We start from the raw sequence: 13,284 nt of genomic DNA, 5'->3' as shown, positions 1-13,284 counted from the left end.
GATCAAGAAAGGTTTATAGCGTGACGTTTAAGCCCAATTGGAATGTTCGCGGTTGTGGCGGTGTGCCAAACGAGCCGATTCCTTGTGCGTTGGGATTGCTTGTTACGTTAGATTCCGGATCGCCCGTATATTTACTCCATAAGAAAAGGTTGGATCCCAGAAAATAAATCCGAGCGTTGGAAACCCCTACCTTTTCTGCTATCTGTCGCGGAAGCTTATAGCCAAAAGTGAGCTGACGAAGTTTCAGAAACGAAGCATCCTCAAGATAACGGCTGTTTGCATCTATGGTGTAATTTAGGCCAACCGATGTTAACCGAGGCACATCCGTCTCATCTCCTGATTCCTGCCACCTGTTTAATACATTATCAAATACTCCACCCGTGCTCGGGTTGCGCTCTCTGAAATAACGATAAAGGTTCAAAGAGTAATTTCCGTATTGAAAACTGAAATCTACACCCAAGTCAAATTCTTTGTAGGTAAACGTATTTCCAATACCGCCGTAAAATTTAGGATAGGCATTTCGAAAGATCTTTCGAGCCGATGTAGGCAATGATCCATCGGCAAGTTGCCCATCGAAGACTGCATTTCCCGTCTGCGGGTCGACATACAATTGTTCGTACAACCAAAAAGAATTTAGTGAATGTCCTTGCTTTAAAATTACCCAGTCGCGGGTGTATTGGGTAATTTGACTAGGCAGGTATTCAATATTATTTCTGTTGCCAGAAATATTTAATGTGGTGTTCCATGAAAAATTTTGATTCTTAATATTAACCGCGTTGATTAATACTTCGTAACCTTTATTACTTATTTCACCCACGTTTGCCCAGTAATCGGAGAAACCTGAGGATCCTTTAATCGGCTGTTCGAGCAACAGGTCGGAAGTGTACTTATGGTACAGATCTACGGTTACGCCTAATCGATGTCCGAATAAAGATAGGTCGACGCCCAAATCCGTCTGAGCGGTACGTTCCCAACGCAAATCATCATTTCCTAATTGGAATGGACCAACTCCTGGCAACGCGGTTCCATGAATATTCGCATAGCTAGCATCTCCCGACCACAGCCCGCGCGCTGCAAAATTGCTGATTCCGGCTTGATTACCTGTTATCCCATACGAACCTCTAATTTTAAAGTCATTTAGCCATTCAGCCTGAGATAAAAAGGCCTCCTCACTAATACGCCATCCGGCAGAAAAGGCAGGAAAATAACCCCATCTATTGTTTGCGCCAAACTTGGAAGATCCGTCCGTCCGCAAGGTCGCTTCTGCAAAGTACTTGTCGGCATAATTATATCCTACCCTACCAAAAAATGATGAGATAGTATATTTCGTCCAATTTTCCGAACCGCGAATCGTAGCTGCAGAAGATATAAGTTTATACGAATCATTCGCAAATCCATTGCCCTCCAGATAAGAAAAATCTAAAACGTTGCTTTGCAGGGTATTTCCCACTAACGCATTCAATTGGTGGTTATTTGCAATTGTCGTTTGATAAGAAAGGATTTGCTCATTTATCCATGTACTGTTACGTGTAATCCCAGATGTTGCTTGATTACCATTTGCTATCCCAATACTGGTTTTACTATTCCAATACTGCGACTCATCGTACAAATTGTAATCCGCACTAAAAGTTGATTTTAATGTCAAGCCTTTGGCTAAGTTAATCTCGGCAAAAGCACTTCCGATATAGCGTAAACTTGTGGTATTGACATCATAATTATCGACCAAGGTATACGTATTATCGACGCCATTTATAGCACCATCTGTGGTGAAAATAGGGATATTAGTGGCTGACGATATCGCAGAATTAAATAAACTTACTTGCGGACCATCGCCCGTACGCGCTTGATTTCGATATGTTCTGGAGAAGTTGTTTGTAAGTCCAATTTTCACGCGATCAGAAAGCTGGTGGTCGAAGTTGAACTTCAAATTTGCTCGTGAGAAATCGATTACTTTGATGTATGCCTGCTGCCCGGTGTAACCTCCTCCTATATAAAAACGAGTTTTTTCTCCTCCGCCCTGTATACCTATGCTATAATCCTGAAGCTTTCCATGGCGAAGCAAAAAACCCAGACGATCGTATGTCTCTTGATCTTCCGGATTGCCTTTACCGCCCTCCGAAACAGGTCGGAATGGCCGGTTAGCAAATGTTTGATTTAATCTTGGGTTATCTAAACCCGAGTTAATCCACCACTCGTTGGCGAGGGTAGCAGTTTCCGAACCCGATGCCAGCTTTGGCAATAAAGACGGATTTGCCTCTGCCCATCCGGAAAGCACGTTTACATCAATCTTAGTTTTACTGCCGTAACTTCCCGTTTTAGTGGTAATGATGATCACACCGTTTGCACCTCGAGACCCATAAATTGCTGTTGCGGAAGCATCCTTTAATACCTCAATGGACGCGATATCCGCAGGATTAATATCCGTAAGCGGAGAACTGGTTCTACCGCCCAATCCAATCGTTTGTAGGGAGGTATTGTTCAAGAATACACCGTCGACAATGTATAGCGGATCACTACTGGAATTAATGGAAGTTGTTCCACGAACGCGCAGAAAAATGTTTTCGCCAGGTACGCCTGAGTTGGTTACCACCTGAACACCAGGCAACTTACCCTGCAACTGGGCGTCGAAACTGGCGACAGGTATTTTGTTCACTTCAGCAGCATCGATTTTTGCCACGGCGCCAGTCAAATCGCGTCGACGTTGCGTGCCATAACCGACAACAACCATTTCCTCTAATCGATCAAGACTTGCCTGTAAAACAATTTCTATTTGCGGCGTATTTGCAACGATATTTTTAGTGTAATAACCTATGGATGAAATAGATAGATTGATAGGAAGTTTTTGACCTGTAACGATTTCAAAATTTCCTTTCGCATCTGATTTGAGACGATGCGTTACTCCTTGTAATTGTATAGTTGCCCCTTCGATGGGCTCTCTAGTTAGAGAATCGATAATGATTCCTTTTAGCGTAGCATTTATCAAAGGTTGTGATACCTGCGAAAAAATAGTAGACGCCAAAAAAAAGGTCATAAGAAATGACAAGGAGTACTTAAATACTCGAATATGCATGAAAGTTTATTTAATGGTAAAAGATTACAAGTGCCAACGCCAATTTTTACTTGCTGTTATCTCTATGCGGAGATTTGTTCCCCTATGTAGTCTACTTAACTACACATTCGGGCATTCAAAAATATTCTTGCGAAGTACCGGTGATGGTGTATTGATTCGGGAAATTCCGTGGTAGGTGTAATAATAATGTGGTGGTGCATTTTGAACTGTTTATACGTTTGTTAAAACCATTTAGCGATCTATTTGATAAACAAATGTAAATAATAATTTTTTAATGTCTACTGTTTTGGTAGTTTTTATTTTGAAATTATTTCAATGTCGTTATCGGTTCGAGTGTTTTCTGCTTTTGAGGGCTTTAGCACAGCAAAAATCATCACCTAATCAACGTGCGCATAAACCTTTATTGTGCGAGAAACGTTCCAATCAATTTGTCAAAGTTGATACCTAAAAATAGAACTTACAACGAATGATCAACCGCTATGCAATTGCTGATGTATTCATCAACTAACGTTTGTCCGGTTTACTATAAAGCCTTTTGTGGCGCAATATCCTTCACATCTGCAAGATAGACTTTACCATCTTGTTCGACATCCCAACCTACGACTGGGTTAAAGTGATAACCTCCTTTAGATTCGCGTGCCGTGACTAATTGACTGTAAGTGGGCTGCTCATATCCTGTTTCATCGATTGCTTTACTTAATACACGCGTTGGCTTACCATCCCAATTCCACATCAATCGAAATGCCGTATGCGCTTTCTCCAAAACAGGTCCTTGCAAATGCGCATCTTCCCATGATTTGCCATTATCTGTACTGATAAGCACCCTACTTACTTTGCCTCTCCCGCTCCATGCAATACCGCGCAACTCCTGCCATCCTTTCTCAATTACTTTCGGATAGGATGGGTAAGTGATTATGGACCGTGCATCCATGACTAAGCTAAACATCCTAATCTTACCGTCTTTTACCTTCTCTGTATATTTAGAGGTTTCTTCGCGCGTCATGACCGGTTCATCGGTAACCTCAATTCGCCTTAACCATTTTATTTGCGTATTTCCCTCAAATCCTGGAATAACTAATCGCATAGGATAACCTTGTTGTGGGCGGATAGCTTCTCCATTTTGCCCGTAGGCGATGATTGCTTCCGTCAACGCTTCCTGAAGCGGCACGCTTCTGGCCATTAAAGCGCCATCTGCACCTTCTGCCAAAAGCCATTTCGCAGATGGCTTTACACCTAGATCGCGAAGTACGGTCGATAGTAATACGCCCGTCCATTCACTCTGACTCGTTAGTCCACAAACTTCCTGTGGTGTCATTTCTCGTTTTCCATAGCGGAAATTACCCGAGCATTCGATAAAACAAATACGCGAAACGGAGGGATACTTTTTAAGATCAGCCAATTTTAAACGAATAGGCTTCTCCAATAAGCCATGTATCAACAATTCATGGTTTTCCGGATCAATTTCCGGAACTCCGGCATGATGCCTTTCGAAATGTAAATCCGAGGGCGTTATGGTACCTTGTAAATCCTGAAGCGGTGTTCTGGAAGCGGATGCGTAACTCGCTGATTTTGTTGGGCGTTCAAAGGGTGAGCGCCAACCATTTTCGGACGATGGAGCACCTTGAGATTTACTCGGATCGACAACGATTTTAGAATCAAAATCCGGCTCAACAATCTGATTAGAAGATTTAAGATAGTATGTGGTAAAAACGCCAGCGATAAGCAAAACAACCATACTACCTATTAACCATTTAATCGATTGATATATTTTTTTAAGCTCTTTGTTTTCCATTTTGTGTTATCTGCTTAATTACTTTATTTCCTTACCACCTTTTCGATCATCTAAAACATACTGTTTACGAGCGGGCATTTCGATCTTCGGCAATGATTGTTCATTAATTTCATCATCTGCATCAATAATTTGATTTAACGATAATAAATACGCAGTAATATCGTACACTTCTTGATCTGTCAAAGATCCCGGTCGATCGAATGGCATGGCTCTCCTTATGTAATCAAATATTGTAGTCGCGTATGGCCAGTAATTGCCAATGATGTTAGCACCTGATCCATCATCGACCAATTTAACTTCCGGGCCCTCATACCCATTCTTTCCATGACAGGAAGCACATTTCTGCTTATACATTAATGCTCCATAAGCGGGTCGTCCATTGCCTTTTGGAAGTCCTCTCCCATCTGGCCGAACATCAATATCCCATTTGGCTATAAATTCTTTCGATGCAGATCGACCAAAATCAAAACGATTTGGCCACGATGCCTCATATTCTTTTAATCCGTCAGACCACGATTCAACAGGAACATTTTCCTTTTTCGATTCGTTAACTGATGAATTTCTACATCCAACTATGCCAAATATTACAATGACCAGAATCATCATGCAGCATTTGAAGGTGTTAATCATATTGTCCTGCGTCAAGCTTTCCCGGAGCAAGTTTGAAATGCTTATTCACTCGATCCAATTGTACGTAAAGCGAATCATTATTTTCGTCGACGCCTCTCAACACCACTTCATTACCATTATTAAAAACATCGTAGTGAACGACAAATCTGCGACGAACCTCCTCTTTAGCCAATTCATCTGCACGCGCAAACTCTCGAATACGCCTTGTCGTTCTCGCTCTTGGGTGTACATCGTCTACTTCAGTAGCGAACTTTTGCTTAATCTCTTTAGGAATCCATTGATCATAACTGATTGCAGGCTGGCCATTTTTGTCCAAACCAGATTCTTCCGAGTAATTACGCACGCCTCCATCGCCACCATCTCCAGCTGTGATATTTCGTTGGTCGGGAATTAATTTGTATTTATCCTCCAAATAAAGCGTTTGCGTTTCCGTATCTGCATAATAATGAAAAGCACGTCTTCCGCCCGCTACTCCCGATAACTCAAATGTTCGGTTGACATCTCGTTTAGGATCGCCACCGCCGTTTGACAAATCTAGTGGCAACGGGCGATTTACCTTATAGCTCAGCGTAGACCATTTTTCAAACGTAACGGATTGCCAACGAATCGAATCTTCAGGGTTGAAAGGATGCTCTTTACCATTTAATCGGAACGTAGTCACTTGATAATTACCACGCAGATTTTTGACGCCCGCGGAAGATGGTTGTTTGTATGGATCATAGCGAAAATCAATATACTGCAAGTAGAAAAAGACGCCGACGAATAGGAAAATGACGACAGATTTCGAAACGTAACGCGCAGCATTGCCGGCTGTTGCAAATTTTGGATAGAATAAAATGACCTTCGCCGGAACTTCCTTCACGAAAAGTTGATAAAATGGCACGAAATAAGGGACCAGCAGGAACAAACTTAATAATACGAAATAGCTGCTATATACGTGCACGCCACCATCGTAAGCAAAATTGACAACTACAATAGCTCCTAAAGCGCCAACCAAAAGTGTCGCGCCGATTGCTACCGTTTTGCGAAATAGCAACATCGTTCCTGCAGTCACTTCTAGTACGCCTGCAAAAACTTGATACCAAGGAACAATACCAAATGACAGCCAAAATATCTTCTGAGCGGTCAGGTCGCCATAATCTGTATCCAAAATCCCTAACGATGGATAAGGCATTTGTACGGGAAATACTTTTGTAAATCCAAAACCGATAATTCCTAATCCAGCACGGTACCTAACAATAACATTCAGCCAATATAACAACGTATTGTATTCAAGACGAGGCGATTTAAACCACTTCGCTAATGCTGTCCACACAAAACCAACGATTACCGAAAAACCGAGTGTATTTACCCATATACTATAACCAGCTAATCGGTAGCCAAAAATGGTGCGACCAAACCAGTTCACACCGGAACCAAAACGACATATATCGTATAAATCTCGATAATCAAGATTCGTCCAATCAATAGCGAACACATGCTTGTACCACAACGGATTGTTCGGAATACTTATGATGATAAAAAACACGAAACTAATCCGGAAAGCAATACGCTGAAACGAGGTCCAACGAGGTGAATTCACTTCATGAAAGTTATATTTTGTAGACATGTTATCTGAGTTATAATTTGTAACCTAAGCTTCGTCTTCCCGATTTTTTAATCTCTTCCAGCAGATATTTCTTATTTGTTTTTGTAAGGGAAACAGACAAGGAATCTCCCCGTAAATTAGCACCAGATAACCTAATGTGCGCGCTATCGGGGCGCTCAATATGTAATCGGTACACATCCTGCGTGTACTGATCATTTGGATTTTTTAAGTGCAAACTATCTCCTTTTACCGTATAGCGGTAATACAAGCGATCTCCCGTATGGGTATGTTCGTAATCTCGCTTTTGAGTTGCTCGCTGAAACAATCCTTCCGATACGGCATGATGGACGTTTCCTGCTTCTCGTCGAATACTTAACGTATTCCACTTTTCGAAGACCACATCTTTCCATCGGATAGTATCTGTGGGGGAATACTGCAACGTATCACCATTCCAAACAAACTCATCCGCTACGTACTTACCTTCAACAGCTGGCAATCCTGCGTGTTGCGGATAATGTAAGGAATCATTAGCGTTGCTGTGTATTTGATAAGCGCGAATTCCTACTAAACCGAAGAACACAATGGCGAACACCAGTTTTCCAACTTGTCGCCAAAGGAATAGTGAAGAATCGCTCCAGTTGACGCGATTCGTAGATGGATTTGTTGGTTTTAAATAGAGGACTAATGATCCCAGCCGTTGTACGTCATAGAGAAATATTGGCAACGTTAGCAGTACCACGTATGCAGATGCAAAATACGTTGGACCTTGATAAGCGACATCCGCTAGAAATGCATTTCCGTAAAACGGAATGATAAAAACTACCGCTAAAAATGACGTCTTTCGAAATAGCAATAAACTAGCTGCTAGGAGTTCCACAACACCGAGAAATACAAGATACGCGGGCGCGGCCGATAAGCTTAGCAACAAGTGCTTCCAATCCTCGAATTGACCGTAAGCGGTGTTAAGGTGACTGAGTGATAACTGCGGTGCAAATAAAGGAAACAACTTGATAAAACCCGCAACCAAAAGAATAGCCGCCAATTTGAACCGAACAAATATGCGTAGATAATAGTAATACCTAAATTCTCTTAGCGCTTCGGGCCTACCTTTTTCTGCTTTAAGCCAGACGAACGCACCAATCAACGCGATAAACAAGATTAATCCCCAATCATAGAAACCGTTTAGCTTGCCAAAATAGTGCGGTAGATAAGTGAGTAAGTTAAACAAATCAGGGATTAGCGACGACCAACTTATCGTGAACAGCGTTTGATAAAAGTCCTTATGCACGGGCAAACTTATGAAGGCAATAAAAAGGATGGCAACGCGCAAGAAAAACCTTCTTTCTAAACCAATGGATGAATCTGTAGACATAGCAAATGATTTATGAAGAATAACCTGGGTTCTGTTCCAAAATAGGATCCGCTAATATTTGACTAAATGGTATAGGCAGCAACAACCTGAAGGATTCTGTTATCCCCAGCACTTCCGCTGCCCGCCGTGTTCTCACCAAATCAAACCAGCGATGTGCTTCTAAGGCAAATTCTAAACGGCGCTCGTCTTCCAACCAACGGAGAATTGTTTGTGAATCGTTCGATTGCGGTTTTAAACCCAACCCTGCCCGTCTTCGTACGCTATTTAAATCATTAACAGCCGTAGTATAATCATTCAACACAGCCGAAGCCTCCGCACGAATGAGATAAAGTTCAGCAATGCGTATGATGTAAGTAGGATCTGCACCGGTACTTCGATAATATAAATTCCCGTACCATCGATTTTGATTATCTAGAGCAATCAAATCTTTTCGCGATCCGCCAGTTTCGGGGTTGTTCAATAAGCTAATCAATGTTTGATTCGGCGCCCATTGTCTGGTACCGCCATTCGTTTGTGGCTGCCATTGTCCACGGTGCGGGTTTGTTTCATTCACGTTGTAAAACAACTCAAACACCGACTCCCGTGTACCAGCAACGTTATCTTTAAAAAATGCGAAATACGGATTAAGCAATTCGTAATTAGCACTGTCTTCTATCAAACGCGTCGCGAACTCCTTGGCATTCGCCCAATCTTCGCGATATAAGTAATAGCGTGCCTTTATTCCCCAAACCGTTTTCTTTGTAAAGATGAATCGATTGGTAGTAGTCGGAAGCAACTCCTCTGCGCTATTCAAATCGTTGATTACTTGATTATAAACTTCCTCTACCGTGCTACGAGCTATTCCGACATTATCGCCGACGTTTTCCGTTGGTTCAGTAATTATAGGCACGCCACCCCAAACACGCACCAAATCAAAATAAGCAAGTGCGCGAATTCCATAAGCTTGGCCGAGTACCGAATTTTTGACCGACTCAGATATCGATTCGCTGGTAGTCGACTGCAAAGCTTTAATCACGTGGTTTGCGCGATTTATCGTTTTATAGATATCAATCCATGTAGTGGACAGCGTGGCGTTCTCCGGATTCACACGGTGGTTAATAAATTCCTGCACGAGCGATTGCGAACCGGTCCATTGCACATTATCGCCAGATAAATAGGCAATAGATTGATAGTTTAAACTATAGTAATCACGAAGCCCAGCATACACGCCATTAATTGCTGCTTGAGCAGAAGTTTCATCGTGGATAACGTTGTCTCCAGAAATGGAAGCTTTGGGATCTATATCCAAAAAAGTAGAGCAACTGCTTAAGACGAACGTGGAGATTACGATATATATGTACTTTTTCATGTTGATCTTATAAGGTTAAATTAATGCCCAATTGAAAACTACGCGGCTGAGGTGGCGTACCTAAATCAATCCCTTGCTGATTCGGGGCGCTATTTGCGGCGGATTCCGGATCGAGTCCGGTATAATTAGTAAGCGTGAAAAGGTTGGTTGCCTGCGCGTATAGTCGCAATTTCGAGCCAGACAAACGTCCAAGCTTTGACGTATCGAATGTGTATCCTACACTTAGTGTCCTAAATCTGAGGTACGACCCATCTTCCAACCAGCGTCCGCCACCATCGCGGTAGTTGTTATTATTTACACCGTCCGATCTCGGCACATCTGTGATATCACCCGGATTTTGCCAACGCGCTAAATTGCTTGCAAAGATTACCCGTGCTGCATCGCGTGCTCCCCCACCTTCCCCAAAAAACCGATTGTGGTTATAGATATCATTACCTACTGAGAATGTGAAAAAGGTACTGATATCGAATTTTTTATAGCGAAAATCATTGCTTAATCCACCGAAATAATCCGGCCATATATTACCCAAAATCTGTCTATCGTCCGTCGTAATCCGGCCATCGCCATTTACATCCTCATACACGGCATCACCAGTTTGCGGATCTACATGCAATTGGTTGTACACCCAAAAAGAGTACATCGGATAGCCTTCCCGAAATTGGATCAAATTGCGACTTCCATAATTTTGAGGAGTTTCTAATTTTTCAATCTTATTGATGTTCCGAGAGACATTGAATTGGGTGGTCCAATTAAAATCGGCGCGATTAAAGTTTACAGAACTAATACTAAACTCGAAACCTCGATTACTGATCTCCACGGCGTTGTTTATATAATCATTAAACCCAGTAGTTCCAGGCAAAATCTCTGTCAACAACCCGTCGCGCGTGTATTTGTGGTAATAATTGGCTGACGCCGAAATACTTCCCTTCAAAAACGTTCCGTCCACTCCGATGTTAAACTGTGAAGTCGTTTCCCAACTTAACTGTCGGTTTGCCAACTGCTCAGGCGAGATGCCGGCAACACCTTGATAGGATGTACCAACACCCGACCATAATTGACGTGATGCAAAAGAGTTAATACCGTTTTGGTTGCCCGTCAAACCATAACTACTTCTAATTTTGAGATCATCTATAAAAGAAACATTCTCTAAAAACCGTTCTTTACTCAAGCGCCATGCAGCGCCAACCGCTGGAAAATACCCCCATCTATAACCGGGATTGAACTTGGACGACCCATCTGCACGTACCGAAAAATCTACGAGATACTTCTCGTCGTACGCGTAATCTATTCTTCCAAAAAAGGAAGCCAAACTGTACTTATCCCAATCTTGGAAACTGGTAGTTGTAGCGGCCGCACTTATTAACTTAAAATCGTTCGTTGCAAACCCACGTCCTTCCGCTGATGTAAGCGAAAAGGTACTTCCTTGCAACGTGTTTCCCAACAGCACACCAAACGTATGCCGATCAGCTAGTTGCTTACGGTAAGTTAATGTTTGCTCGTTAATCCATGTAGTAGATTGAGAGATCGCAGAAGTAGCTAAGCCATTCGGACTGCCTGCAATCAACAAGTTATTCCAATATTCATGCTCATCATAGTTATTATAATCGACGCTAAACGTGGAGCGAAATTTTAAGGATGGCGCAATTTGGTATTCACCGTAAACATTTCCAATGTAGCGCAAGCTTACAGATCCCACATCGTAATTGTCCAACAAAAGCGTCAAGTTATCAAACCCGGCTCTTCCGACCGCTACGCCAGCATCGTTAAATGGGGAAAGATACGTAGGCGTATGTAATGCTGCTTGCAAAATACCGCCTTGAGGACCATCTCCTGCCCTTCCCTGATTGCGCCCAGTGCGAGAAAGGACATTGCTCGTTCCTATTTTCAAACGATCGTTGATATCCTGATCCAAATTAAAACGAAAGCTTGCTCGGTCAAACGAAATGGGTTTTAAGATAGATTCTTGTTTATTGTAACCAGCTCCAACATAATAAGTAGTGCGCTCACTACCACCAGAAACAGATACATCCGCGTTGTAGATTCCTGCAGTGCGGAATGCTTCTGAAACTCGGTCGTAGGTTTGTTGTTCACTCGGCAAACCTCGGCCCCCATTTGCAGTGGATCGAAATGGCTCCGCCTGACCAATATTTCGGAAATATTCGTTAACCAAAATGGCATGTTCCTCGCCAGTCACAAGATCCCACAATCGGGGAGCTTTTGCCGTACCAGCATATAAATTAGCATTGACCTTCGCCGATTGCGATCGGTTACCACGTTTCGTTGTGATAAGGATAACGCCATTCGCTCCACGCGACCCATACAACGCCGTTGCTTCCGCATCTTTCAACACTTCCACGTGTTCGATGTCTGCCGGATTAATATCTGCAATCGGCGATGTAGCTTTGCCACCGGTGTTGATGGTCTGCAAACTTTCCGAATTCAAAAACACACCGTCGATAACGTACAAAGGATTGTTATCTGTATTGATCGAAGTGGCACCACGTAGCCGAACATGCAAAGCTTCTCCCGGCACGCCCGTACTCGCCGCCACCTGAACTCCCGGTATTTTGCCCTGTAGTTGCGCATCAAAACTTCCGGCAGGAATGTCCTTAACACTTTCCTGCGATATCCGATCCACAGCACCTATCAAGTTTTTACGCTGCACAGTGGTATAACCAACGACCAGAACTTCATCCAAATCCTCAGAAGAAGGATTTAATTCAATAACGGTTGGTGAACTATTTATCGTAACCTTTTTGGTTTCATAGCCTATAAATGAAAATGTAGCTGTTAGTGGTAGTTTCTGACCTGTAACAAATTGAAATTGTCCATTTCTCCCAGATTTGATGGCATGTGTTACAGCCTCTAACTGAATAGTTACGCCTTCTATGGAACGTTTGGTCTTAGCATCTACCACTTTACCAGACAAGGTAGCGTTAATGATCGGCTGTGAGCGCTCTTGGGCATTTGACGACAAGTTTGTCAGTAAGAGCGGAAAGAAAAGTAGGCAGAAAGAATACCGAAGTACTCCCAAATTTTTCATATTTTTGAGATGTTTAATGGTGAAAAGATACAAGTGCCAACGCCAATTGATTACTTGCTTTCATTATTTGACACACGGGGGAAGCTTAGGCTTCCCTTTTTGCATAGGTCGTTATTCGTAGATCTATGCGGTCCAGCACATTCGTGTCAAAAGCTTCATGGGAGTTGAAAAACATAAATCTAAAGATTGCTCATTTCGGTAGTAGATACGCTGCATGTGACGTTTATATAGAATAAATGATAAAATTAATTTCAGGATAAATTCGGAGGAAGTCCTAAATCGTTTTTGTTTCTTCTCACACAAATATAGTAACAAAAAAATAAAGACTACTATACAAGTAGTCTTTATTTTTTAAAGCGGTTTATTTTGCAACTACTTGGTATGTGAAATATCTTATTACTTAAGCCATCTTTTCGTACAATCACCCTACAAGAATGGCTA

The 13,284-nt window shown here is 42.3% G+C and carries 7 protein-coding genes; all 7 read right to left on the bottom strand.

The genetic code is table 11. The features are described from left to right. Positions 1 to 13: 13 nt before the first annotated feature. A complete protein-coding gene (locus tag ACFSQ3_RS07290) occupies positions 14 to 3,031 on the bottom strand; it encodes a SusC/RagA family TonB-linked outer membrane protein (RefSeq protein WP_380868877.1) in 3,018 nt (1,005 codons plus the stop codon). 562 nt (positions 3,032 to 3,593) lie between these two features. Next, positions 3,594 to 4,862, bottom strand: a complete 1,269-nt coding sequence (gene soxC, locus ACFSQ3_RS07285; protein ID WP_380868876.1) for a sulfite dehydrogenase — start codon at positions 4,860 to 4,862, stop codon at positions 3,594 to 3,596. A gap of 18 nt (positions 4,863 to 4,880) precedes the next feature. Next, positions 4,881 to 5,468: a c-type cytochrome gene (locus ACFSQ3_RS07280; protein ID WP_380868875.1), complete on the bottom strand. Its 588-nt coding sequence runs from the start codon at positions 5,466 to 5,468 to the stop codon at positions 4,881 to 4,883. Positions 5,469 to 5,484: 16 nt separating this feature from the next. Beyond that, the gene (locus tag ACFSQ3_RS07275; RefSeq protein WP_380868874.1) at positions 5,485 to 7,101 is read right to left on the bottom strand and encodes a hypothetical protein; all 1,617 of its coding nucleotides are present in this window, start codon (positions 7,099 to 7,101) and stop codon (positions 5,485 to 5,487) included. 10 nt (positions 7,102 to 7,111) lie between these two features. Beyond that, positions 7,112 to 8,452 (bottom strand): DoxX family protein, encoded by a 1,341-nt coding sequence (locus ACFSQ3_RS07270; protein WP_380868873.1) that lies wholly within the window; start codon positions 8,450 to 8,452, stop codon positions 7,112 to 7,114. 10 nt (positions 8,453 to 8,462) lie between these two features. After that, entirely contained in the window at positions 8,463 to 9,800 is a 1,338-nt protein-coding gene (locus ACFSQ3_RS07265) for a RagB/SusD family nutrient uptake outer membrane protein (RefSeq protein WP_380868872.1), read from the bottom strand. 7 nt (positions 9,801 to 9,807) lie between these two features. Then, entirely contained in the window at positions 9,808 to 12,843 is a 3,036-nt protein-coding gene (locus ACFSQ3_RS07260) for a SusC/RagA family TonB-linked outer membrane protein (protein ID WP_380868871.1), read from the bottom strand. Positions 12,844 to 13,284: the final 441 nt, after the last annotated feature.

Source organism: Sphingobacterium corticis, assembly GCF_042684745.1.
GTDB lineage: Bacteria > Bacteroidota > Bacteroidia > Sphingobacteriales > Sphingobacteriaceae > Sphingobacterium > Sphingobacterium corticis.
Note: the sequence above shows the minus strand (reverse complement) of the source record. Positions and strands in the feature narration are given on the sequence as shown.